We start from the raw sequence: 24,023 nt of genomic DNA on the forward strand, positions 1-24,023 counted from the left end.
CAGCAGACCTGAACGAAACGAGAATTGTGTTACCCATGTCGTCGGTTTGAAGTGTTACCCATGTCGCCGGTTGCTCACGTATTGCTGTTGTCCACACGCTGCTCGCGCTGACCCTGCTCGCAGGCTGCAACGAAAAACAGCAGACCGCGCTCCCGCTGCCGCACGCGATGACGGCGGAGGCGATCGGCCGTTATTGCGGCATGAACGTGCTCGAGCACCCAGGGCCGAAGGGACAGATCCTGACCGCTGGCCTGATCGAACCGGTCTGGTTCTCCTCGGCGCGCGATGCCATCGCCTTCACGATGCTGCCGGACGAACCGAAGGACATCCAAGCCATTTACGTCTCCGACATGGCGAAGGCACCGAGCTGGGACAAGCCCGGCGCGGATAATTGGGTGGAGGCGCGAAAGGCGCTGTTCGTAATCGGAAGCCGCATCAAGGGCGGAATGGGCGGCGCCGAAGCTGTGCCGTTCTCGAACCGGGCCGCCGCGGCGAAGTTTGTCGCCGAGAATGGCGGACAGATCGTTGGTTTCACGGAGGTGCCGCGGGATTACGTGCTGGGATCGAACGAGTCCAGCGCGTCGACGGACGACAGACCATCCGCGCCTAGCTCGACGAATTGAGGAGAGGTTCATGGCCGCGATGCTATCGCGCCGCCGCTTTATCTGCATCACCGCCGCGGCGGCAGGCCTTTCCCTCGTTCCTTTCGGACGCGGGGCAAGGGCGGACGCCAACCTGCTCACCTGGCGCGGCACGATGCTCGGAGCCGTCGCCACCATGAAGATCCATCACGAGCACCCGCATGAAGCGGAACGCCTGATCGCGGCAGCCTGCTCGGAAGCGCGACGGCTCGAGCGGCTGTTCAGCCTTTATCGAGAAGACTCCGCCCTGGTCGAGCTGAACCGGACGGGCGTGCTGGTCGACCCTGCTGCAGAACTCGTCGAGCTCCTGGAAATCTCCTTGCGTTATGCCAAGCTGACGAACGGGGCGTTCGATCCAACTGTGCAGCCGCTGTGGCGTCTCTATGCCGATTATTTCTCGCGCGCCCACGCCGATCCCAACGGCCCGGCCCTGGCCGACGTGCAGGCGGCCCTCGCAAATGTGGGCTACCACCGGCTTCACGTCAGCCGCGACCGCATTTCGATGCCGCGCGGTGCTGCGATCACCCTGAACGGCATCGCGCAAGGCCATGTCACCGACAGGATCGTCGACCTCCTGCGCGCGCAAGGTATCGCGCGCAGTCTCGTCGACATGGGCGAGAGCCGCGCCATCGGACCGCGTCCGGATGGACAGCCTTGGGAAATCGGGATTGCCGACCCAGATTCGGTAGGCGTCACCGCGACGGTCATTCCGATCATCGACCGGGCGGTATCGACATCGGGCGGCTACGGCTTCTGTTTCGATGCCGATGGTCGCTTCAACCACCTGTTCGACCCGTCGAGCGGCGGGTGCGCCGGACGCTACCGCAGCGTGACCACGGTCTCCGCCGATGCGACCGCCGCCGATGCAATGTCCACCGCCTTCAGCCTCATGGCGGAGCCGCGCATCCAGTCACTGCTTATGCCCGCGCGGATCGAACGGGTACACCTCATCGATGCGCGCGGGCGTGCCGCTGATCTGGTCGCATAACGACCAGATGATGATCCAGCCCTTTCGCCCAGCCGGCGCCGCCGACCTGGAACTACGATAAGCCCAGCATCTGTCACAAACCCTCGCTCTTGCATGGTGGTTGCGGCCGATGCGTCGCGTTTATCTTGTTCTCGGTTTCATCTTCGTCGCCACCGGTTTTGTCGGTGCATTCTTGCCAGTGCTCCCGACAACGCCATTCCTCATTCTTGCCACGACCTGCTTCGCACGATCCTCGCCGCGGTTTGAAAACTGGCTTCTCTCCCGTCCCCGCTTCGGGCCGGCACTGCGTGCGTGGCATGAGCATGGCGCGATCCCCCCGCGAGCGAGGCTGCTGGCGCTTGCCGGCATGAGCCTCGGATTCCTGCTGTTCTGGATCGGAACCGCGCCTGGCCCGATCCTGATGGCGAGCGTCGGAGTGCTCATGCTTACGGGTCTGGTCTACGTCTTCACCAGACCGTCTCCTTGAACTTGAACAGGCTGGTTGCGGCGTTCCCCTAAGGACTGACGCAGAGCTATTTCTCTACCAGCGGACATTGGCTTTCGGAGAGCGGACGGAACGATTCCTCGCCGGACATCTCAGCCAACACCTGATAGAAATCGCCGCGATATTTGGATTCGGCGGGAGACTTCACCTTCATAAGGTAAGTCTTGTGCATCACACGGCCATCGACCCGGACTTCAACGTTCTTGTTATAGAAATCGTTCACTGGCATTTCCCGCATCTTCGCGGCGACCGCTCTGCCGTCATCGGTGCCGGCCGCCTGCACAGCCTTCAAATAGTGCATCACCGAGGCATAAGTGCCGGCGGTGATCAGATTTGGGATAAAGCCGCCCGAGCGTTCCATGAAGCGCTTGGCCCAGGCCCGGGTCTCGTCGTTAGCATCCCAATAGAATGAGGTGGTCAGCGTCAGACCTTGAGCGACGTCGAGTCCAAGCCCCTCGATGTCGTTGATATAGATCACCAGACTCGCCAGGTTTTGCCCGGATTGGACGATACCGAATTCGCGAGCCTGTTTGATGGCGGTCAGCAGATCGGCGCCCGACATCGCCAGCCCGATTTCCTTGGCTTTCGACGCCTGCGCCTGCAAGAGGAATGAGGAGAAGTCCGGTGAGCCAAAGGGAAAACGTACGCTGCCGACTACCTTGCCGCCATTCGCCTCGACGAAGCGGCTCGCATCATTCTGAAGAGAATGACCGAAGGCATAGTCGCTGGTCAGGAAGAACCAGGAAGTGCCACCCTGCTTAGTCACTTGGCTGGCCGTGCCCTTGGCGAACGAGTATGTGTCATAGCTCCACTGCGTCGTGGTCGCCGAACAGGCCTTTCCTGTGAGCTCTGTGGTCGCTGCGCCCGAGATCAACAGGATCTTGTTGCGCGGACGCGCAATCTCTTGCGTCGCCAGCGCGACCGCCGAGCCGGCGACGTCCGTGATCGCATCGACGCCTTCAGTGTCAAACCACTTGCGACTTAAAGTAGAGGCGATGTCGGCCTTGTTCTGATGATCCGCGGTAACGACGACAATCGGCTTCCCCAGAACCTTCCCTCCGAAGTCATCAACGGCCATCTGTGTGGCCTCGACCGAATGCTTGCCGACGAGATACGCGAATCCGCCCGAATGGTCCGTCAACACCCCAATTTTGACCACGTCGTCAGAAACTTGCGCGTGCGCGGCGGCGCACGACGCCAGCACAGCAGCCACGGCCAATCCCAAGCTTGATGTCTTCACAATCGTCCTCCCCTCTGGAATTTTCGTTGTTGTCTACAGCTCAGACGGCCAGTGCGATCCCGTCGTGCCCGGGATCGGCTCCGCCGTCGAGCTTGTCGCCATCGATGCGGATGCCGTGGACGGCCGCGAATCCGAACGTGTACGGACTGCGGATCACCTCGTATCCCTCAGCCTCGAGCTGTCTGGTAGTACGATGGGTGATCCGATTTGAGACATCGATCGCGTTGCTGGTTGCCGAGAACCGCGGCGCGCTCACCGCTTCGGTCATCGTCATGCCGAAATCGAGGACGTTGAGGATCGCTTGCAGCACGCCCATCGCAATCTGGGTGGCGCCCGGAGCGCCAATCACCAGGTAAGGCTTGCCATCACGAAGAATGATCGAAGGGCACACTGAAGTGAAGCGCGCCTTGCCGGGCGCAATGCTACCCGCCCGGCCCGGCCGCGGGTCGAACACGGCCATGCATCCGTTATAAAAGAAGCCAAGGCCGTCGGTGATCACGCCGGAAGGCATTCCCAGCGAATGAGTCATGGTCACGCAATTGCCGTCGCGGTCGATAACCGATACCTGGGTTGTATCCTTCGACGGAAATCCGGAATTGAGGCGCGGCACATCTGCTTTGATCCTGGCCGCGATGTCCTTCGCCATGGCCGCAGCGTAGTCCTTCGACGCCAGGCGTGAGATGGGAACGTCGACGAAGCCAGGATCGCCCGTGAAGTTATCTTTGTCGATGGTCGCGCGCTTCATGGCTTCGCATACGACGCGAAGATACTCGGCGCTGTTATGTCCTATATCCGCCAGGTCGAACCGCTCGAGCATATTGAGCATCTCGATGAGCATGAGGCCGCCGCCGGGCGGATTGTTGGTGGTGACTTCGTAGCCGCGATATGTACTTCGCAGCGGATCGAGCCATTTGGGCTGATACGATGCAAGATCCTCGGCGGTGATCAGGCCGCCGTGTTCCCGCATATCGCGTGCGATGCGCTGCGCTAGTTCACCCCTATAGAAAACGTCAGAGCCCCCCTCGGCAATCAGGTGGAGCGTTTTGGCATAGTCCGGATTGCGCACGAGATCACCCACGCGCTTGGGCGTGCCATCGTCGCGACAATAGAGGCTTCGCCCAGATGGCGAAAACGCCAACCGCTCCGCGCCGGACGCACGCCCCATCGTGCCGGGATCGGACCAGAAAAACTCGACATGCGGACGCACCATCCAGCCGCGCTCAGCCCATTCGATAGCTGGAGCCACAATGTCGCGCCACGGCAGCACGCCGAATCTGGCGTGTGCCTCGAAATATGCTTTCAGCGACGCCGGAACACAGGTCGATTGATAACCGACGTCATTGACCTTGCCCTTGAGAATGAAACCATAGCCGTCCCGGGCCTCGCCTTCGATCAGGTGCGCCCACATGTCGGGTCGTGCAGCGGCGGGCGACGGGGCATGAAAGTCAAGATATTTGTGAAAGTTCTGCGCCGGGAAGTAGATGCCGGCACTTCCGAACCCGGCAATGCCGGCCATCAGGGGGTCCACCACGCCCTGCACAAGCGCGCAGGCGATCGCTGCATCGATAGCGTTGCCGCCGGCATGCAGCATCATCGCCCCTGCCTCCGCCGCTTCGGCTTGTGCCGCGACGATCATCGCCTTCGCTTGGGGCATGCTTCCTCCGTTTCGCCTCGCTGGTTCGGCGGCAGCAGGGAACTACAGGCCGCGTCCAGCATTCGCATCATTGCCTACGGATTTGGCAAATAGTATTCATGCCTGTCCAATACTAAATGAGCTCAGATTGATAACCACGTGATATCAGTTCCCCACATGATCCATCCCTCGCTTCACGCCAAGACGCAGCACTTCCTTGCTGTTGCGGAAACGCTGAGCTTCCGAAAAGCGGCTCAGATGTTGGGAATCGCTCAGCCGGCTCTCAGCCGCAGCATCCGACACCTCGAGAGGCAGTTCGGCTTTCCCCTGTTTGAGCGCTCGACGCGTCATGTGGCGCTAACCCCTGCCGGCGAAACCCTCTATCGCGAAGCCGCCGAAGCGATGCGACGGTTAACACGTGCCTTTGCGCGCGCCGGCGCTGTGGCGCAGGGTCTCAGCGGTACGGTGATGGTCGGCTACTCTACGTTCGCCGCAACCGGTCCAATGTCAGATGTCATCATCGAGTTCCGCAAGAAGTATCCGGAAGCGCAGGTCGGGCTACGATTGCTTGCGTCATCGGAGCAATCCGAAGCGCTGAATGAAGGCACTATCGACCTCGGCTTCATGATGTCCAATGTGTCGTCGGGTCCACAGAAGAGCATCCCCATCTCGCGCGAACGGCTCATCGCGATTGTGCCCGCCAGTCACGCTTGGGCCAAGCAACGATCGATAACACTGCGACGCATGGCGACGGCACCGATCGTGATCGGTACCGCAGGTCGATGGCGCGGCTTCAGGATGCTTGTCGACGATATGACCGCCGCGAAGGGAGTGGCATTGAACGTTGTCGAGGAGGCCGACGACTTGCCTGTGCTGCTTCAGCTCGTGCGATCGGGCTTCGGCTGCACGATTCTCGATGCCTCGTTCATTTCGACGCTCCCGCCGGGAATCAAGCCGCTCGAAATCAAAGATGCCAAAGCAACCCTGGATATCGCGCTGGCCTGGCGGGATGACAGCCTTTCCCCGCTGACCGCGCGGTTTATCGAGGTCGCGAGAGAACTGATCAAAAGCCCAAAGGGCTAACGGCTGCTACTCGAAAGCATTCACCCCAGGATCGCTCGTCGGCCATCGCCGAGAGGCGCGCCGACGAGCCTCCTGCAGATCACTTCGTCTCAATCTCATTGAAAGCGTCGCGTGCATTGCGGAATGCGTCTATGCCGGCGGGCACGCCGCAATAGACGGCGACCTGTAGCAATATTTCCTTGATCTCGTCCTTGGTCAGTCCATTCTTCAGGGCGCCCTTGACGTGAAGCTTCAGCTCATGCGGCCGATTGAGCGCGCCGAGCATGGCCAGGTTGACGATCGAGCGGGTACGCCGATCGAGTCCGGGCCGTGTCCACAGCGCGCCCCAGCAGAACTCGGTCGACCATTCCGCCATCGTCCGGGTGAATTCGTCGGCGCCCGCGATCGATTTGTTGACGTAGTCCTCGCCGAGTACTTCCTTGCGAACTTTGAGGCCTTTTTCGAACAACTCGCTTTTGCTCATGATCGTCCTTTCAGGTTTGGAGAGCGCTGCATCAATTCGGAGATGTCATCGAGCTCATCGATTTGCCAGACGGCCTCGATAACGCCGTCCGCGTCCCAATCGCTCCCGCCGGTCCGCACGCACGCGCGCAATTTGGCTTCGATGTCGCGATCGGTGAGCGGATCGGCCAGACTGCCCCGCGGCGACGCGACGGTCTCAGTGAAGACTTCGCCGGTCACGAGGCGCACACTCACCCGCGCCGCGCCATCGGGCATCGTGTCGTCAAGATCAGCCCTCACCTTCTGCCGCAACTGCACGACGTCAGGTTGGAACACTGTCTTGTGCCCAAATTCGCCAATGCCGGCCGCGCCGATGAGTAAGCCGCATGCCGCGCAATGATGGATACTCACGCGCGCATCGCGCTCGTTATGCACTGGCCGATCGCCGCGCGCCAGCAACAATGCGGAGCCCTGCACCGTCACAGAATCGATTTGATCGGTTCGCTTGCCGATCCGATCGCGAAGACGGAAGCAAGCGTCGATAACGGCATGGAACACGATGCCGGCTGGATAGGGCTTGTAGGTATTTCTTGCGATCTCCCAGGTGTTGCCGAGGCCGCCGAGCAGACGGTCGAGATCGGCTTCGTCGCCCATGGTGCGCGCCCATCCGAGCGGCCCTTCGATGGCACGGGGCGCGGCCGCATACCCCTGCTCCGCAAACAGTGCGGCAAAAAGCCCGTTCCGCGCGGCATTGCCGACGCTCACATTCTTGGCGGCGGTCGGCAGGTTCTCGACATTGCCCGCCGATTGGCTCGCGGCAATCCCGATCGCGTTTGCAATACCCTCTGCTGGTAGTCCCAGCAGCTTTGCGCAAGCGGTCGCCGCGCCGAATATCCCGCAGGTCGAGGTGATATGCCAACCACGCGCATAGTGGCGCGGCGAGACCGCATTGCCAATGCGGCACTCGACCTCGACACCGAGGATGAATGCAGTCAACACATCGCGTCCCGGCAACCGGCGCGCTTGTCCAAGTGCCAGCACCGGAGCCGCGACTGGCGCAGCCGGATGAATGATCGTTTCGGGATGGGTGTCGTCGAAGTCGAGCAGGTTGGCGGAGATGGCGTTGATGAATGACGCACACAGGGCATCGAGCCACTCGGAACGGCCGATGATCATCGAGGTCTGACGACCGCTGAACGGCGACAATGTGCGCAACGCGATCGTCACCGCCGGATCGTGGGCCGAACCCAGTGCGGTCGCGAAGAAATTGAGAATTGCCCGCTTCGCATCATGACCTTGCTCCGCGACATCCGCCCATGATGTGGCGGCGACAAATTCGGCGAGCGTCCGGCTGACGCTTGAAACCTTCTCTTGTGGCACCTGAGCGCATTCCTCGTCTTTCCGAAACCTTAAGCCGACCCGCGGCCAACTGTCGACCACAAAATGTTCTGCTTGACAGATTGACTGACAATCGAACAGTTGGGACCGCGGGTGCAGAAACCGCTGCCTCGACGACGACAAGCGGCGATAACAACAAGAGCGCGTTCATCCTGGAAACGCGCGACACGGGAGTGAACGATGGCCGGAGAGACGCTCGGCGTCATTGGTGCGGGCCGCATGGGCGGCCCCATGGCAGGACGATTGATGGACGCCGGTTATTCGCTGGTCGTCTATGACACACAGCGCGAGGCGACCGAACCGCTGGTCAAGCGCGGTGCCCACATGGCGAAATCGCCGGCCGATGTCGCCTCTCGCGCGGATATCGTGCTGGCCAGCCTACCCACTCCCGACATTGTGAAGGCGGTCGCGCTCGGTCCGGATGGGATCAGCAGCGGGAGCCGCGCGCGAATCGTGATCGATCTCTCGACCACCGGCCCGGGCGTAGCCAAGCTCGTGGCAGAGGGTCTGAAAGCAAAAGGCATGACACTGGTCGACGCGCCCGTGAGTGGCGGCATCAAGGGTGCCGTCAACGGCACGCTGGCGGTGATGGTGTCGTGCCCGCAGACGACCTATGAGACTGTCCAGCCGATCCTGAAGAATTTCGGCAAGCTGTTCTACACCGGCGACAAGCCCGGCGTGGCGCAGACAGCCAAGCTCGCCAACAATCTGATGGCAGCGGCGGCTCTGGTGATCACATCCGAAGCGGTGGCGATGGGCGTGAAGGGTGGCGTCAATGCCAAGGTCCTGATTGATATCATCAACGCCAGCAGCGGTCGCAACAGCGCGTCCGAAGACAAGTTCCCGCGTTCAGTGCTGCCCGGCACCTTCGATTTCGGCTTCACCACCGGCCTCTCCTACAAGGACGTCCGGCTGTGCGTCGATGAGGCCGAAGCCATGGGTGTGCCCATGGTGTGCGGCGCTGTGGTGCGGCAAATGCTGGCGATTACCAACGCCAAATATGGCGCCGCATCCGATTTCACCTCGATCGCCAAGGTAGTCGAGGAATGGGCCGGAGTGCAGATGCGCGGCTGATCATAACGCTTCAGGGGAGCAGCGATTGCGATGACGATCGGCCCGACCGGATCCGGCAAGGCATCGCTCGCGCGGCAGATGGCGCGATCCGCGCTTGCCGTCGATCTCGGGGATTTCGGCCCTGAGGTGATCGCGAAGGCAAAGCTCTGCCTGCTCGATTTCCTGTCCTGCGCCTTCGAAGCAGGCACTCATCCCTGGAGCCGTCAGGCTGTCACGATCGCGCACGCCACCGGCGACGGCGCAACCATCATCGGTACCTCGCGGCTTGCCTCGCCGACTGAGGCCGCATTCGCCAACGCCGTGATGGGGCACGGTCTGGTGCGCGAAGACATGCATGCCGCCAGCAGATCGCATCATGGCGTCGTGATCTGGCCAACCCTGCTCGCGCTATCGGAGCAGGCGCCGTTGCGTGGCGCCCCCCTGCTCACCGCCGCCATCATCGGTTACGAGACCGGTGCGCGGATCGGTCGCGCGCTCCTTACGTCCGACCTCGCACGCCTGTACCGCCCGACAGGGCTGGTTGCGCCGCTTGGTGCGGCGCTGGCCGGAAGCTTTGCACTCGGACTATCCGAGGACGCCGCGACCAGCGCCATGGCGATCGCCGCCAACACCTCAAGCGGCCTGAACCAGTGGCCGCACACGGGCGCCTCGGACATGTATTTTCATCCCGGCTTCGCGGCGAGCAATGCGATCAAGGCAATAGGCCTCGCCGCAGCCGGCGCATTCGGGTCGGAGACGATCCTCGAAGGCGAAGCCGGCCTGTTCGCGGCCTATCGGCGCGAGACAGCGCCCGTCAGCATTGAACTCTTCGCAGGCGGCGAGTGCGAGATCATGGCCGTCTACAACAAGCCGGCGCCCGCCTGCAACTTCGCCCAAACCGCAGCACAGGCAGCGCTCCGAGCCTCGCACGAGCTCGCCAGCATGGATGACGTTGATCGTATCGTCATTCGCGCTCCCGATGCCGCCGTTCGCTATCCGGGATGCGACTCGAAGGGGCCCTACCGAAACACGCTCCAGGCGAAGATGAGCATTCCGTTCACCGTCGCAGCAGTGCTCGCGCGAGGCGAGATCGAGGAAGAGAACTACGCGGAGCTGGACGATCCCGAAATCCTCCGCCTCATTGCGGCATCCAGCCTGCAGAGTGATCCCGGCTTCACCGCTTCCTTCCCCGGCAAGCAAAGCGCGGAAGTGACTGTGTTACTGCGTGACGGAAGGACGATCAGACACGCCCTGGCCGATGTCGTTCCGGCAACGCCTGCAGACATTCGCGCACGCTATCGGACCGCGGCAACGTGCGTCATCGGCGAGGACCGCGCGCAACGCCTCGAACAACTCATCGATGGCTGCGAGCAGCTTGGCGATGCCAGTGTGATCGCGGCGCAATGCCGGCTGGAATCGCCGGAGCGGATTTTGCGATCGGCATCATAGAAAACGCCAGACATTGCGGAGGTGAAATGGCGGACCGGGAGACCAGCGTTGCAGCGACGACCGCGAAGGATCGCCTGCAAATCGGCCTTGTCTCTGCACCGCGGAGACCTCGCTGATGGAAGGATTTCTGCAAGCCCTCGCCGCAGGCCTGCTGATCGGTGCGGTCTACGGCCTGATGTGCGTCGGACTTGGCCTGATCTTCGGCGTCATGCGGGTCATCAACTTCGCCCATGGCGATTTCATGATGCTTGGCATGTATGTCGCCTTCTACCTGTTCACCGCCGCTGGCGTCCAGGCCGTCTTCGGCAATGCTGTCGGGCCGTTCATCGCGATCCTGCTGGCTGGTCCGGTGCTCGCGCTGTTCGGCTATTTCGTCCACCTTACCCTGATTTCGCATGTGTCGGGCACGCGCACCGCCTCGCTCGAGGGTGAAGGTCACTACGCCCAACTCATCCTGACGCTCGGCATTGCGCTGATTCTCCAGAATGGCGGCCTCATCATCTTCGGATCGGTGCTGGCTTCAATCCGCACGCCACTGTCGAGTTCGGCCTGGGAACTCGGCCCATTCTTCGACATGAGCATCTTCATCAACAAGGCGCGCGGCATCGACGCCGTCGTCTCGCTGTTGATCATGACGCTGCTGTCGCTGTTGATCACGCGGTCTCGGATCGGCAAATCGCTTCGTGCCGCCGCCGACAATCCAACCGCCGCGACCTATATGGGCATTGATGTCGACCGTGCCCACCGCACCGCCTTCGCGCTCGGCTCCGGCATCACGGCCATTGCCGGCGGCCTGCTCGCCACCAACTATCCGTTCCATCCCTTTGTCGGACTCGACTACGTCATCGTCATGTATGCCGGCGTCGTTCTCGGTGGCATGGGCAGCATCATCGGCGCCTTCTGGGGCGGCATGACGATCGGGCTGGTCCAGCAGATGTCGACACTGATCTTGCCGACGCAGTTGCAGAACGCAGCGATTTTTGTCGTGTTCCTCCTCATCATTTTCTTCCGTCCGCAAGGCTTCTTCGGGCGCATGGTCGAGAGGACATGACCGTGCCCCAATTGCGCTCGCTGGTCCCTGCCCTCGTCTTCACGATCGCTTATGCGGCGATCTCGCTCGGCGTCACCAACTCGTACTATCAACTGGTTCTGACGCTGGTTCCGGTGTGGGCGGTCTTCGGGCTGTCCTGGAATCTGCTGAGCGGATACACCGGACTGATCTCGTTCGGGCACGCAGCCTTTTTCGGGATCGGCGCCTATACGACAGCGCTCGGACAAATCTACTTCGACCTGTCGCCTTGGCTCCTGATTCCGGTCGCCGCAATGCTTGGCGGCATTGCCGGGCTGCTGATCGGATTTCCGACTTTTCGCCTGCAGGGCCACTATTTCGCGTTGGCGATGTTGGCCTATCCACTCGCCATTCTCTACGTGTTCGAGTGGCTCGGCTTCCAGGAAGTCACGCTCCCGATCAAGCGCGACGCCCCGATCGCCTATATGCAGTTTGCCGATCCCCGGCTCTACACCTTACTGGCGCTGGCGATCATGCTTGCCACGATCCTGCTGACGCGCCTCATCGAACGTTCCCGCTTTGGCATGGCGCTGCTGGCAATCAAGCAGAACGAGGCCGCAGCCGAAGCCGCCGGCATCGATACGCTGGCCTGGAAGCTGCGCGCGATCACGCTCAGCGGCGCGATAGCCGCCGCCATCGGCGCATTCTATGCGCAGGTGCTGCTGGTGGTCACCCCGCAATCGGTGTTCGGCATGCTGGTGTCGGCGCAGGCGCTGACGGTCGCCATGTTCGGCGGCGTCGGCACGGTCTGGGGGCCAGTCATCGGATCCGTGATCCTGATCCCGCTTGCCGAGATCCTGCATGCCGAGGCTGGCGCACGCTTCCCTGGCATTCAGGGCGTGATCTTCGGATTTGCCATCGTCTGCGTCATCCTGGTCGCTCCGGAAGGATTATTCTGGAAGTTGCGAGATCTCCTGCGCAAGCGGCTTGCACCAAAGGCAGCCGCGACGCTGGATGATTCGCAGGCCCCGGCAACAACCGTGACGGCGTCGCGGCCGGCTCGACAGCGCGCCGCAAACGGCGAAGTTGTGCTCGAGGTCCGGAACCTCTCGCGCTCTTTTGGCGGCTTGAAAGCCGTCCAGGACGTCAGCTTCAAACTGCACAAGAACGAAATCCTCGGCATCATCGGCCCGAACGGCGCCGGCAAGACGACGCTTTTCAATCTCCTGAACGGCTTCCTGCGACCGAACCAGGGCGAAGTGCTGATCGACGGCCGCAACATGTCCGGCGAGCGGCCGCATACCATCTGCGAGGCCGGCATCGGCCGCACTTTCCAAGTCATGCGTCCATTCCTGCGCATGTCGATCCTCGACAACGTCGTGGTCGGCGCCTATGTGCGCGCGCGAACGGACGAAGAGGCGCGAAAGCTCGCCGCCGACGCGATCGCGCGCGTCGGCCTCTCCGCGGTGGCAGACCGCGTCGCCGGCGAGCTCTCAACCAAGGAACTGCGACTGATGGAGCTCGCTCGCGCGCTCGCGGGGCAGCCGCGCATCCTGTTGCTCGACGAGACGCTCGCGGGCCTGGGCCATGGCGAGGCGGACGAGGTCGTCGCCGTGATCCAGCAGCTTGCCCGCGATGGCATGACGATCGCCATCATCGAGCACACGATGCAGGCGATGGTTCGCCTGGTCGACAGCTTCCTCGTGCTCGACCACGGCGCCGTCATCACCGAGGGCGAGCCGGAGGTGGTCACGCGCGACGGCCGCGTGATCGAGGCCTATCTCGGCAAGAAATGGATGGCCCATGCTCCGCATTGAGGGATTGAGCGCGGGCTATTCGGCAAAGCCCGTCCTGAACGGCGTATCCATCAATATCGATGCAGGTCAGTTCGTCGCCATCGTCGGACCGAACGGCGCCGGTAAGACGACCCTGTTCAAGACCATTTCTGGCATCCTGAAGCCGAGCGGGGGCGGAATCTCCTTTAATGGTGTCGATCTCCTCGCGGTACCGCCTGCGCAGCGGGCCCACCTTGGTATCGCCCACGTCCCCGAAGGCCGGCAGGTTTTCCCTTCGCTGACCGTGATGGAGAACCTGGAAATGGGCGCGATGACCGAGAGCGGCCGGCGCGACTGGGCGGCGAATATCGAGCGCATCTTCGCGTGGCTGCCGGTGCTCGCGGAACGCCGCGGCCAATTCGCGGGCACCCTGTCCGGCGGCCAGCAGCAGATGCTCGCGATCGGGCGCGGGCTCGCTTCCTCGCCAAAACTGCTGATGCTGGATGAGCCCTCGATGGGGCTTGCACCATCGACCGCCGATTTCATCTTCGAGCGGCTGATCGAGATCCGCCGCCAGTCCGGCCTGACCATGTTGCTGGTCGAGCAGCGCGTGGCGGAGGCGCTCGAGTCCGCGGATCACGGCTATGTCCTCGAGGCCGGACGCGTCGTGCTCGAAGGCAACAACGAAACCCTGCGCGCCGACGATCGCGTGCGCAAGGCCTATCTCGGCATGTGACGAGCCAACGAACAATGGGGAGCGAGAACAAGATGAACAAGACGACCAAGGGATTGACCCGCCGTAGCGTGCTGTCGGCTGCCGCCGCCGTCGGTCTCACGCGGGTGGCGCGCGCACAGCAACCGGCTGAGGTCAAGGTCGGCCTGATCGTACCGTTGTCCGGCATCTATACCCGACCGGGCCAGGTGATGAAGATGGGCGCCGAGATGGGCATCGAGCACATCAATGCGCAGGGCGGTGTCAAGGCGCTCGGCGGCGCGAAGCTGAAGCTGGTCGTGATCGACTGCGGCGATACCACCGAGAAAGCCAAGAACGCAGCGCAGCGCATGGTGGCGCAGGAGCCCGACCTTGTCGCCGCCACCGGCGCCTATCTCTCCTCTTTCACTTTGGCGGTCACCGAGGTAACCGAGCGCGCTGAATTGCCGGTGCTGACGTTGTCCTATTCGGATCTGCTGACCGACCGCGGCTTCAAATACATCTTCCAGACCGCGGCAACCGCAAGCCGTCAATCCGAACTCGGATTGCCGACGCTGATGAAACTGGCCGAAGCTGCATCCGGCAAGCGGCCGAAAACCGTGGCGATGTTGATGGACAACACCGCGACCTCGGTCGCAACCGCCAAGGCGCTCAAGGAAAAACTGTTCGCGCAGGAAGCACTGCAGCTCGTCGTCGAGGAAGTCTGGACGCCACCCCTGTCCGATGCGACTCCTCTGATCCAGAAGGTCCGCTCCGCGAAGCCGGACCTGCTGCTGTTCATGCCCAACGCTGTATCCGACGCGAAGCTCGGGCTTGAGAAAATCAGCGAATTCGGCCTCGGCCAGGGCAAGGTCCCGACCGTCTCCTTCAGCATCACCATCGCAGAACCGGACATGCTGCAAAGCGTCAGCCCCGACGTCGTGCAGGGCATCATGACGATCGTCGCAAACTGGGGGTCGAAGGGTCATGAGGATCTGATCGCGGAGCTCAAGGCCAAATACAAGGAGCCCTGGATGACACAGAATGTCATCTCGACCTATGGCGACATGTGGCTGATGAAGGAAGCGCTGGAGAAGGCCGGCAAGGCTGATCGCCAGGCCGTGGCGCAGGCCTTCCGCACCATGGATGCCGGCCCGTCGAAATATTATCCGGGCGGCCAGCTCAAATTCGACGAGAAGGGCCGGAGGGTCGGGGCCGGCGTCGTCATCGTGCAGTGGCAATCGGGCGTGCCGGTCACCGTCTATCCGCCTGAACTCGCGCAATCGCAGCCGTTCTGGCCGAAGAAATCCTGATGGCAGCCTCGTGACCATTCGCGGAGGAGAATCGTCATGACTGGGAAGAACCGAACCGCAGTGACGCGGCGAACGCTGCTTGTGGGCGCGTCCAGCACGCTGATCGCATCCCGCGCGTGGGCACAGCAGCCCTCGGAAGTGAAGGTCGGCTTGCTGGTGCCGATCTCCGGGCTCTATGCGCGCCCGGGGACGGTCATGCGTGAAGGCGCCGAAATGGCTGTCGATCACATCAATGCTCAAGGCGGCATTAAGGCGCTCGGCGGCGCCAAGCTGAAACTGCTGGTGCTGGATTCCGGCGACACCACGGAAAAGGCCAAGAATGCCGCCCAGCGCATGGTCGCGCAGGAGCCCGACCTGGTCGCGGCGAGCGGCGCCTATCTCTCCTCGTTCACGCTCGCCGTCACCGAGGTCACCGAGCGCGCCAACCTGCCCGTCCTCACTCTCTCCTACTCGGACCTGATCACCGATCGCGGCTTCAAATACGTTTTCCAGACCTCGGCAACGGCGGGCTCGCAGGCTCGTCAGGCGTTGCCGCAGATCATCAAGCTGGCGGAGACGGCTTCCGGCAAGCGGCCGAAGACGGTTGCGATCCTCACCGACAATACGGCGGCGTCCATCGCATCCGCGAAATCGATGCGCGAGAGCCTTTTGGCGGAAAACCAGTTGCAGTTGATCGTCGATGAGACGTTCACGCCGCCACTCGCCGATGCGACGTCGCTGGTGCAGAAGATTCGCTCCGCGAAACCCGATCTTCTCTTCTTCCTGCCGACGGTGATTTCGGACGCGAAACTGCTGCTGGAAAAGATGAACGAATTCGGTCTCGGCCAGGGCAAGGTACCGACTATCTCGTTCGGCATCGCGATCGCCGAACCGGACATGCTGCAGACCGTCAGCCCCGAGCTGCTTCAGGGTGTCCTGACCTGCGTCGCAAGCTGGGGCGCCAAGGGACACGAGGCGCTGATCGCCGAGCTGAAGACCCGCTACAAGGAGCCATGGATGACGCAAAACGCGATCTCCACCTATGGCGACATGTGGGTGATCAAGGACGCGCTGGAGAAGGCCGGCAAGGCTGACCGCGTCGCCGTCGCCGAAGCCCTGCGCAGCATGGATGCCGGTCCCTCGAAATACTACCCGCTGGGTGAGATCAAGTTCGACGAGAAGGGCCGTCGCGTCGGCGCCGGCATGACCATCGTGCAGTGGCAGTCTGGTGTGCCAGTGACGGTGTTCCCGCCCGAGCTCGCGCTGGCGCAGCCGTTCTGGCCGAAGAGCTGACAACGCCACCCGCAGTGACGCCGAACTCGACAAGAAATAGGGAACCGCCGCGCTATGAAGGACAAATGGGCACTCGTAACCGGGGCGACCGCCGGCCTGGGATTGGCGGTGGCGGAAAGTCTTGCCGGCGCGGGGGCCAATATAGTCCTGCACGATCTCGTCGCGCCGAACGAATCCGCGGACCGGTTGCGCGCGCTGTTCGGCGTCGAAGTGATCGCTGCGGGAGCCGACCTGTCACAGCGCTCCGCCATCGAGGCCATGCTGGCCGACCTGCTTCGTCGCTGCGGCGCGATCGATATCCTCGTCAACAATGCGGTGGTCCGGCATTTCTCGGCAGTCGAGCACTTTCCGCCGGATCAATGGGAGCGCGCGCTGGCGGTGAACGTGTCCGCTCCCTTCCATTTGATCCGCCTCGCACTGCCCGCCATGAAGCAGCGCGGCTGGGGCCGCATCATCAACATGGCCTCCATCTATTCGACCCGCGCTGTCGAAGACCGCATCGACTACGTGACCACAAAGACGGCGATCCTCGGCATCACCCGCGCCGTCGCGCTGGAGACCGCGCGCACCGGAATCACCTGCAACGCGGTCTCCCCGGGGACGCTGCCGACCCCCGCCATCCAGAGCAAGATCGCTTCCATTGCGGCCAAGGATGGCGAGACCGTGGACCGCGCGACAGAAAAATATCTCTCGGAGCGCCAGCCCTCCGGCCGATTCATCGGGATGGAAGCCGTTGGCGCCCTGGTGGTGTTCCTCTGCAGCGCTGCCGCGCAGGACATCACCGGGGCCAGCCTGCCGATCGACGGAGGCTGGTCGATCGCATGAACAAACCGATCTCGAGAGAGCGACAAATGCTGATTCTGCCGGTAAATCGCTGGTGAACCCGCGATAGAACGAAGGCATCCCGCAAATGGACCGACGCGCCGAACTGCAGTCCACGCTTCGCATCGAAGACGTCCCGACCGTCAGGAAGATGGTCGCACAAAAGCTGCGCGAGGCGATCATGTCCGGCACGCTCAAACCCGGCCAGCGGCTGGTCGAGCGCGAGCTATGCGAGATGATGGGCGTCAGCCGCCCCTCGATCCGGGAAGCGCTGCGGCTGCTGGAGGCTGACGGGCTGGTCAACACCATCCCCCACCGCGGCCCGGTGGTCAGCCGGATCAGCCTCGAGGAGGCCCGGCAGCTCTATGCCGCCCGTGCGGTGCTGGAGGGATTTGCAGGCCGCGAATGCGCCCGTCTGCACGATCCCGAAGTGGTGCGCCGGATCGGCGATGCTTTGACCCGGCTGAAGACGGCGGCCGCGAAACAGGACCTCACCGGGTGTCTCGAGGCCAAGACCGACTTCTACGGCGCGCTGATCGGCGGCTGCCGCAACGCCTTTATCGAGCGCATGCTCAAGCCGTTGCATGACCGGATCACGCTGCTGCGGATCACCTCGATGTCGCAGCCGAAGCGGATCAACAAGAGCTTGCGCGAGGTCACGGCGATCTGGCGCGCGATCCAGAGCGGAGACGAGGAACTCGCCGAACGCTGCTGCGTCGATCATGTCAAGGCGGCGGCTGTCGCCGCGCTCGACATGATCGAGCGGACATCGGCCAAGGAAATGACGCTTCCCGACCCATAGGCGAAGCGCAAAGGGAGGGAGTGCGTGATGATGTCTTTGGTACGATCGCTGATCCTGCTTCTGCTGCTGTCACCATGCGCGACGGCATTCGCGCAGGACTATCCCTCCCGCCCGATCACCATGATCGTGCCCTTCTCGGCCGGCGGTCCTGGTGACGTGATTGCGCGAATTCTCGGCAGCGCAATGAGCGCGACACTGAAGCAGTCGATCGTGATCGAGAATGTGGTCGGCGCCGGTGGCACGCTGGGCACTAACCGTGTCGCCAAGGCGCCGCCTGACGGCTATACGCTGCTGCTGATGCATGTCGGTCAGGCGACCGCTCCGTCGCTCTACGCCAAGCTTCCGTTCGATCCGGTCGGCGACTTCGCCATGATCGGCCTCGTCACCGACGTGCCGATGATCCTGGTCGCGCGGCCGAACTTTCCCGCCAAGGATCTGAAGGAATTGGTCGGGCGGATTCGCAGCGACGGCGACAAGATGACGTTCGGCAATGTTGGCCTCGGCTCCGCCTCGCAACTCTGCGGCCTGATGTTCATGAGCACGACCGACACCAAGCTCACGTCCGTCTATTACAAGGGCGGTGGGCCAGCGCTCAACGACGTCATCGCCGGCCATATCGATGTCTATTGCGATCCGGCGACAGGGCCGACGCCCTATATCCAGTCTGGCACCATCAAGGGCTATGCGATCACCAGCAAGAAACGCGTCGCGACGCTGCCGGACGTTCCGACTTCGGCGGAAGCCGGCATTCCCGCGTTCGATGTGACCACCTGGTATGCCCTCTATGCGCCCCGCAACACGCCGAAGCCGGTGGTCGACGTGCTGGTCAGCGCCCTGCAGACGGCCCTCAAGGACCGGCCACTCGTCAGCCGCTTTGCTGAGCTCAGCATGACCCCGGTCGAGACCGAACGCGCAACTCCCGAAGCGCTGGAAGCTTTCCTGAAGGCCGAGATCGACAAATGGGCGCGGATCATCAAGGCTGCGGGAATCGAGCCGCAGTAGGACACTTCCGCTCACGAGGCGGGAATTGCGAGGCGCTCGATGGTTTGGATGTGACGGGCGAGCAGACCACAGGCCTGATCGAGATTGCGCGCTCGCAGCGCTTGCAGGATCAAGCGATGATCCTGATTGGACCGCGGTCGCCAGCCGGCATTACGCGCCATTGCGAACACCAAGCGCGAATTTGCAAGCTGCAAACCGTCGAGGCTGGCGAGCAGTCGCGGCATCGCACAGGGCGCCACCAGCGCGTGGTGAAAGGCGCGGTTGGCAGCCTCAAAGTCCTGGATCGTCTCAGCGTTGTCTCCCTCAATCAGCGCCAATTCGATTCGCGCCAAATGAGCTGACGTCAATTTCGGCGCGGCGTTCCGCAACGCGACGACTTCGAGCGCTGCACGCATCTCGGCAATTTCCTTCACGGAGTTGGTATCAAGCGGCGCAACGCGCACACCGCGACGGGGCACAGCGACAACAAGATGTTGAGCTTCCAGTTGCCGGAACGCCTCGCGTACCGGGACGTGGCTTGAACTGAATTCCCGCGCAATGTGGTCCTGCCGGAGCGGCGCATCCGGCTGCAATGCGCCGCTGATGATGCGCGCCCCGATTGACTCGGCAATGCGCCCCGCTGTCGTCGTGTTATCGGCCATCATAGATTATCTATCATAAAAACGAGTGCATTTGCGTACGGCCTCGGCTAGCGTTGGTGTCCCAAGACCAGTATCATAGATAATACTCAAGATTATCTATGATAATATCCAAGCGAGGGCAAGTCCTATGGTGCATGCCGTAGAAGTGAAAGAGGGCGACAGCCGCAACACCGAAGCGGTCCGCACCGACTGGGACCGCGCAGAGGCCGAAGCGCTCTACGCCCTTCCCTTTCCCGACCTGATCTTTCGTGCCCAGAGCATTCATCGCAAGCATTTCGATCCGAACCATGTCGAAACGGCGAGCCTGCTCAGCATCAAGACTGGCGGCTGTCCGGAAGACTGCGGCTACTGCTCACAGAGCGCACATTACGACACCGGCCTGAAGGCCACGCGCCTGATGGACCACGCGGATGTGATCGCAACCGCTGAGCGCGCCAAGGACGCCGGCGCCACCCGCTTCTGCATGGCCGCCGCCTGGCGCAATCCGAAAGACCGTGACCTCGAGAAGGTCTGCGATATGGTCAGCGCGGTGAAAGGCCTCGGCATGGAGACCTGCGTCACGCTCGGCATGCTGACGCCGGGCCAGGCCGCGCGGCTCGCCGAAGCCGGGCTCGACTTCTACAATCACAATGTCGACACGTCGCCCGAGTTCTACGACAAGATCATCACCACCCGCACCCTGCAGGATCGCATCGATACGCTGCCACACGCGCGCGACGCCGGCATCAAGGTCTGTTGTGGCGGCATCATCGGCATGGGTGAACGCGTTGATGACCGGCTGGGTATGCTGGTTCTGCTCGCCAATCTGCCTGTTCATCCGGAGAGCGTGCCGATCAACCTCTGGAACGAGGTCAAGGGCGTCCCGGTCAACGACATCGCCGAGCGACCCGATCCGATCGCGCTGGTGCGGCTGATCGCGGTCGCCCGCATCCTGATGCCGAAGAGCGTGGTGCGGCTCTCCGCTGGACGACAGTACATGACCGACGAGCTGCAGGCACTCTGTTTCCTCGCCGGCGCTAACTCGATCTTCATCGGCGACGTCCTCCTGACCACCAAGAACCCGCAGCGCGATCGCGATGCGAAGTTGCTGCAGCGGCTCGGCATGACATCCCGGCTTGGCCAGAGCCACGTCGCTTAGTCTGCTGTCGACTCGCCCAACTGATTGCTTGTCCGGGACTCGAGGCAATGAACGCAATCCATACGGACAAGACTGTCAGCTATCACACCGCCTTGCAGGCCTTGAAGGACGATGACCGGCTGCGCGGCCTCAAGCCGCGTGCAGGTATCGATTTCGTGTCGAACGACTATCTTGCACTGGCGAGCGCGCCGCGCATGAGGAACGCGGTCGCAGCCGCACTCGAGGCAGGCACACCGATCGGAAGCGGCGGGTCACGGCTTCTGCGCGGAAATTGCGAGGAGCATGAACAGCTCGAGGCAGAGGCTGCCAGGTTCTTCGGAGCCGAGACGACGCTATTTTTCGGCGGCGGATATCTGGCAAACTTTGCGCTTCTGACAACGTTGCCGCAACGAGGCGACCTTCTCGTCCTCGATTCTCTCGTTCACGCGAGTATTCATGAAGGAGCACGCGCTGGCCGGGCCGGATTTTGCGAAAGCGCCCACAATGATCCGCAGTCGATTGAAGACAGGATTCGCGACTGGCGGGCAAAAGGCGGAACAGGCCGCGTTTGGATCGTGGTCGAAAGCATCTACAGCATGGACGGCGATTTCGCGCCGCTTGCGAAACTCGTCGCGATAGCAGACCAGTACGATGCTTTCCTGATCGTGGATGAGGCTCATGCCACCGGCGTCTACGGTGCGCAGGGTCGAGGACTGACCGCCCCCTATGAGGGGCGCGAAAACCTGATCGTCATTCATACCTGCGGCAAGGCACTGGGTGCAGCCGGTGCAATCGTCACTTTGACCCGCGTGCTGCGCGACTTCATGGTCAATCGTTGCCGTCCGTTTATCTTCGCTACCGCTCCCTCCCCCCTAATGGCTGTTGCTGTGCAGGAGGCGCTAGCAATCCTGCAGCAGGAACCTGACCGGCAGCAACGTCTCGCCAGCCTGGTCGCGTTCACGCATCGAGAGCTCGCCGTGCGCGGCAGCCGAAGTCCTTCACGCTCGCAGATCGTCCCCTATATCGTTGGCGACAACGCGCGTGCGATGGCTTTGGCGGCTGCGTTGCAGGTTCGGGGCTTCGATATCCGTGGAGTCAGGCCACCAACCGTACCGGCAGGTACGGCACGGTTGCGGATTTCCCTGACCCTGAATGTCAGCGAGGATGATGTGCGGGCAATGCTCGATGCCCTGTTCGAAGAGACAAGGGGCAAGTCCCCATGAGCCTGCGGATCGTGGTGACTGGCACGGACACCGGGATCGGCAAGACAGTGTTTGCAACGGGACTCGCCGGCTTTCTCGGCGCCAAATATTGGAAGCCTGTTCAAGCTGGTCTCGATGGTGAGACTGACTCCCAGCACGTGGCGCGGCTGGGAGCCCTCTCCTGCGATCGCATCGTGCCCGAGCGTTACCGTCTCAGAACACCGGCTTCGCCCCATCTGGCTGCCGAGATTGACGGGGTTGGTCTCGACACGGAATCGCTTCACGTGCCGGACACCGGCACGTGCCCGCTTGTGATAGAAGGTGCGGGCGGGCTGATGGTGCCGCTTAGCCGCAGCAAACTGTACATCGACATTTTTGCGCGCTGGCAACTTCCTGTCGTGCTTTGCGCGCGCACCGCGCTCGGCACCATCAATCATTCGCTGCTGTCGATCGAAGCGCTGCGACATCGTAGGATCGATGTTCTCGGGATTGCATTCATTGGCGACGAAAACACCGATACCGAGACCACGATCTGCAGGATCGGACGGATACGGAAGCTTGGACGATTGCCCTGGCTTTCCCCTCTAAGCCCGGACGCGCTGCGGACCGCCTTCGAAGGCTCATTTAACCGCGACGATTTCAAGCCATGATGCACGAAAAGCAGTCCCGCATCTGGCATCCATTCACGCAACACGCGCTGCAGGGCGCGATGACGAAGGTTGTGCGCGGAGAAGGCGCCTATCTCTATACCGCAGACGACCGTCGTATCATCGACGCAATCGCATCCTGGTGGGTGGTGACGCACGGCCACTGCCATCCGCAAATCGTAAGCGCCATTCAGAAGCAGGCAGAGCAGCTCAACCAGATTATCTTTGCCGGCCATACTCACGAGCCGGCCGAAGAGGTCGCTGCGCTGCTTCTGAAATTGGCCCCCCGTGGCCTCGATTACGTCTTTTTTTCCGACAGCGGCTCGACCAGCGTGGAGGTCGCGCTGAAAATGGCGCTCGGCTACTGGCACAACATCGGCGAGCCGCGCTCGCGCATTGTCGTGATGCAGCACTCCTACCACGGCGACACGGTGGGTACGATGTCGGTCGGCGCACGAGGTGTATTCAACGCGGCATATGAACCGTTACTGTTCGACGTCACCTCAGTGCCGTTTCCGGAACGCGGTCGCGAACAGGCAACGCTTGATGCGCTCGAAGCTGCGTGTCGCAACGACAATCCGGCCGCGTTCATTGTGGAGCCGCTGATCCTGGGCGCGGGCGGGATGCTGATGTATCCAGCCTGGGTGCTGAGAGAGACGAAGCGGATCTGCGAGGCATCTAATGTCCTGTTCATTGCCGATGAAGTCATGTCCGGCTGGGGCCGGACGGGGACATTGTTCGCGTCTGAGCAGGCGGACGTGTCGCCCGACATCGCCTGCTATTCCAAAGGCCTCACTGGCGGATCGCTTCCGCTCGCCGTGACACTCTGCCGCGCCGATATCTTTGACGCCCACTATTCGAAAGATCGCGCGCGCACGTTCTTTCATTCGAGCTCATACACGGCCAATCCGATCGCGTGCGCCGCCGCGAAAGCGAACCTGGATCTTTGGCAAGAACCGGACGTTCGAAAGCGCATCGCATCCGTGGCAGCAATGCAAGAAGAAGGAATTGAATCGTTTCGCGTGGACGCACGCTTCAACAACGTTCGCCGGGTCGGCACCATCACCGCGCTTGATTTGGCAGTCCCCGACGGGGGCTACCTCGCTGACATTGGTCCGAAGCTTCAAGCCTTTTTTCGCGACCGAAATCTCTTGCTGCGGCCGCTCGGCAATACGATCTACGTTATGCCGCCTTATTGCGTCACAGCGGCCGACCTCAATGAGATCTATGTCGGCATCAGCGATGCCGCCGATGCGCTAGTCTCTGGGAAGTCAGCTGGGATTTCTTGAGGACACTATAGCCAGCATCGCGTCGAAGATC

23 protein-coding genes are annotated in these 24,023 nt (G+C 62.2%); 18 read left to right on the forward strand and 5 right to left on the reverse strand.

Translation table 11 applies throughout. The features are described from left to right. Positions 1 to 167 precede the first annotated feature (167 nt). The 3 genes from AAFX91_RS03430 (at position 168) to AAFX91_RS03440 (ending at position 2,095) form a co-directional block, all read left to right on the forward strand. Positions 168 to 623 (forward strand): nitrous oxide reductase accessory protein NosL, encoded by a 456-nt coding sequence (locus AAFX91_RS03430; RefSeq protein ID WP_394565543.1) that lies wholly within the window; start codon positions 168 to 170, stop codon positions 621 to 623. Between the two features lie 10 nt (positions 624 to 633). Next, positions 634 to 1,629 carry an FAD:protein FMN transferase gene (locus tag AAFX91_RS03435; protein WP_394565544.1) on the forward strand — a complete coding sequence of 332 codons (996 nt, stop codon included), beginning with the start codon at positions 634 to 636 and terminating at the stop codon, positions 1,627 to 1,629. A gap of 109 nt (positions 1,630 to 1,738) precedes the next feature. Beyond that, entirely contained in the window at positions 1,739 to 2,095 is a 357-nt protein-coding gene (locus AAFX91_RS03440) for a YbaN family protein (RefSeq protein WP_394565545.1), read from the forward strand. A 46-nt stretch (positions 2,096 to 2,141) separates the two neighbouring features. Here AAFX91_RS03440 and AAFX91_RS03445 read toward each other — a convergent pair whose 3' ends face one another. Together AAFX91_RS03445 and ggt are read right to left on the reverse strand one after the other, a co-directional pair. Further along, the gene (locus tag AAFX91_RS03445; RefSeq protein WP_394565575.1) at positions 2,142 to 3,317 is read right to left on the reverse strand and encodes an ABC transporter substrate-binding protein; all 1,176 of its coding nucleotides are present in this window, start codon (positions 3,315 to 3,317) and stop codon (positions 2,142 to 2,144) included. A 76-nt stretch (positions 3,318 to 3,393) separates the two neighbouring features. Further along, a complete protein-coding gene (gene ggt / locus AAFX91_RS03450; RefSeq protein ID WP_394565546.1) occupies positions 3,394 to 5,007 on the reverse strand; it encodes a gamma-glutamyltransferase in 1,614 nt (537 codons plus the stop codon). Positions 5,008 to 5,163: 156 nt separating this feature from the next. Between ggt and AAFX91_RS03455 the strand changes: the two genes are divergently transcribed. Continuing rightward, positions 5,164 to 6,069: a LysR family transcriptional regulator gene (locus tag AAFX91_RS03455; RefSeq protein ID WP_394565547.1), complete on the forward strand. Its 906-nt coding sequence runs from the start codon at positions 5,164 to 5,166 to the stop codon at positions 6,067 to 6,069. A 79-nt stretch (positions 6,070 to 6,148) separates the two neighbouring features. Here the strand turns inward: AAFX91_RS03455 and AAFX91_RS03460 are convergent, their stop codons facing one another. Then, positions 6,149 to 6,532 (reverse strand): carboxymuconolactone decarboxylase family protein, encoded by a 384-nt coding sequence (locus AAFX91_RS03460; RefSeq protein WP_282527870.1) that lies wholly within the window; start codon positions 6,530 to 6,532, stop codon positions 6,149 to 6,151. Further along, positions 6,529 to 7,890: an MmgE/PrpD family protein gene (locus AAFX91_RS03465; RefSeq protein ID WP_394565548.1), complete on the reverse strand. Its 1,362-nt coding sequence runs from the start codon at positions 7,888 to 7,890 to the stop codon at positions 6,529 to 6,531. Before AAFX91_RS03465 ends, AAFX91_RS03460 begins: the two co-directional genes overlap by 4 nt. Positions 7,891 to 8,088: 198 nt before the next feature. Here AAFX91_RS03465 and AAFX91_RS03470 point away from each other — a divergent pair, with 198 nt between their 5' ends. The 10 genes from AAFX91_RS03470 (at position 8,089) to AAFX91_RS03515 (ending at position 19,096) form a co-directional block, all read left to right on the forward strand. Beyond that, positions 8,089 to 8,982 carry an NAD(P)-dependent oxidoreductase gene (locus AAFX91_RS03470; protein ID WP_394565549.1) on the forward strand — a complete coding sequence of 298 codons (894 nt, stop codon included), beginning with the start codon at positions 8,089 to 8,091 and terminating at the stop codon, positions 8,980 to 8,982. 30 nt (positions 8,983 to 9,012) lie between these two features. Beyond that, positions 9,013 to 10,410 carry an MmgE/PrpD family protein gene (locus tag AAFX91_RS03475; protein ID WP_394565550.1) on the forward strand — a complete coding sequence of 466 codons (1,398 nt, stop codon included), beginning with the start codon at positions 9,013 to 9,015 and terminating at the stop codon, positions 10,408 to 10,410. A gap of 115 nt (positions 10,411 to 10,525) precedes the next feature. Continuing rightward, positions 10,526 to 11,461, forward strand: a complete 936-nt coding sequence (locus tag AAFX91_RS03480) for a branched-chain amino acid ABC transporter permease (RefSeq protein ID WP_130576554.1) — start codon at positions 10,526 to 10,528, stop codon at positions 11,459 to 11,461. Next, a complete protein-coding gene (locus AAFX91_RS03485; protein ID WP_394565551.1) occupies positions 11,458 to 13,236 on the forward strand; it encodes an ATP-binding cassette domain-containing protein in 1,779 nt (592 codons plus the stop codon). The genes AAFX91_RS03480 and AAFX91_RS03485 overlap by 4 nt, the downstream gene beginning before the upstream one ends. Next, complete coding sequence (locus tag AAFX91_RS03490; RefSeq protein WP_130576550.1) at positions 13,223 to 13,930, forward strand: ABC transporter ATP-binding protein; 708 nt, start codon at positions 13,223 to 13,225, stop codon at positions 13,928 to 13,930. The genes AAFX91_RS03485 and AAFX91_RS03490 overlap by 14 nt, the downstream gene beginning before the upstream one ends. Before the next feature lie 32 nt (positions 13,931 to 13,962). Continuing rightward, complete coding sequence (locus tag AAFX91_RS03495) at positions 13,963 to 15,198, forward strand: ABC transporter substrate-binding protein (protein ID WP_394565552.1); 1,236 nt, start codon at positions 13,963 to 13,965, stop codon at positions 15,196 to 15,198. A 36-nt stretch (positions 15,199 to 15,234) separates the two neighbouring features. Next, on the forward strand, positions 15,235 to 16,470 hold the full coding sequence (locus AAFX91_RS03500) for an ABC transporter substrate-binding protein (RefSeq protein ID WP_394565553.1): 1,236 nt from the start codon (positions 15,235 to 15,237) through the stop codon (positions 16,468 to 16,470). Between the two features lie 54 nt (positions 16,471 to 16,524). Continuing rightward, on the forward strand, positions 16,525 to 17,295 hold the full coding sequence (locus tag AAFX91_RS03505; protein WP_394565554.1) for an SDR family oxidoreductase: 771 nt from the start codon (positions 16,525 to 16,527) through the stop codon (positions 17,293 to 17,295). Positions 17,296 to 17,380: 85 nt separating this feature from the next. Then, positions 17,381 to 18,094 (forward strand): GntR family transcriptional regulator, encoded by a 714-nt coding sequence (locus tag AAFX91_RS03510; protein ID WP_130576541.1) that lies wholly within the window; start codon positions 17,381 to 17,383, stop codon positions 18,092 to 18,094. 27 nt (positions 18,095 to 18,121) lie between these two features. Continuing rightward, positions 18,122 to 19,096, forward strand: a complete 975-nt coding sequence (locus AAFX91_RS03515) for a tripartite tricarboxylate transporter substrate-binding protein (protein WP_394565555.1) — start codon at positions 18,122 to 18,124, stop codon at positions 19,094 to 19,096. A gap of 11 nt (positions 19,097 to 19,107) precedes the next feature. Here the strand turns inward: AAFX91_RS03515 and AAFX91_RS03520 are convergent, their stop codons facing one another. Beyond that, the gene (locus AAFX91_RS03520; protein ID WP_130576537.1) at positions 19,108 to 19,740 is read right to left on the reverse strand and encodes a GntR family transcriptional regulator; all 633 of its coding nucleotides are present in this window, start codon (positions 19,738 to 19,740) and stop codon (positions 19,108 to 19,110) included. Between the two features lie 124 nt (positions 19,741 to 19,864). Here AAFX91_RS03520 and bioB point away from each other — a divergent pair, with 124 nt between their 5' ends. Genes bioB through AAFX91_RS03540 form a run of 4 tightly spaced genes read left to right on the forward strand, consistent with a single transcriptional unit; the run spans position 19,865 to position 23,992 of the window. Next, entirely contained in the window at positions 19,865 to 20,875 is a 1,011-nt protein-coding gene (gene bioB, locus AAFX91_RS03525) for a biotin synthase BioB (protein WP_394565556.1), read from the forward strand. Between the two features lie 47 nt (positions 20,876 to 20,922). Beyond that, a complete protein-coding gene (locus AAFX91_RS03530) occupies positions 20,923 to 22,077 on the forward strand; it encodes an 8-amino-7-oxononanoate synthase (protein WP_130576533.1) in 1,155 nt (384 codons plus the stop codon). Then, positions 22,074 to 22,706 (forward strand): dethiobiotin synthase, encoded by a 633-nt coding sequence (gene bioD, locus AAFX91_RS03535; protein ID WP_130576531.1) that lies wholly within the window; start codon positions 22,074 to 22,076, stop codon positions 22,704 to 22,706. Before AAFX91_RS03530 ends, bioD begins: the two co-directional genes overlap by 4 nt. Further along, positions 22,703 to 23,992, forward strand: a complete 1,290-nt coding sequence (locus tag AAFX91_RS03540; RefSeq protein ID WP_394565557.1) for an adenosylmethionine--8-amino-7-oxononanoate transaminase — start codon at positions 22,703 to 22,705, stop codon at positions 23,990 to 23,992. Before bioD ends, AAFX91_RS03540 begins: the two co-directional genes overlap by 4 nt. Positions 23,993 to 24,023 lie beyond the last annotated feature (31 nt).

Origin of the sequence: Bradyrhizobium sp. 31Argb, assembly GCF_043638955.1 — a bacterium.
Lineage (GTDB): Bacteria > Pseudomonadota > Alphaproteobacteria > Rhizobiales > Xanthobacteraceae > Bradyrhizobium.